Below are 229 nucleotides of genomic sequence, written 5' to 3' on the forward strand. Positions count from 1 at the left end.
GCTGAGTTTTTACAAATGAGAGATTAACATGGCGAAAGTATCAGAAGGCATCCGCTATGCTGAGCGGGTCGTGGCGGGTGAGATTGTGGCCGGTGAACTGGTGAAACTGGCATGCCAGCGTTTTTTAGACGATTTAAGGCAGGGCGAAGCCCGAGGCATTATATTCAGCGAACCCCGCGCTCAGCACATCCTGAATTTCTATAAATTTGTGCCCCACGTCAAGGGCGCA

Annotated in this window: 1 pseudogene; it reads left to right on the forward strand. The window is 51.1% G+C overall.

Features of this window, described 5'->3' with window-relative positions:
• Positions 1–28 precede the first annotated feature (28 nt).
• Positions 29–229 (forward strand): annotated as a pseudogene (locus tag AAC854_RS23710) (terminase large subunit); the annotation flags it as partial.

Source organism: Xenorhabdus entomophaga (assembly GCF_037996725.1).
In the GTDB taxonomy this organism is placed as follows: domain Bacteria; phylum Pseudomonadota; class Gammaproteobacteria; order Enterobacterales; family Enterobacteriaceae; genus Xenorhabdus; species Xenorhabdus khoisanae.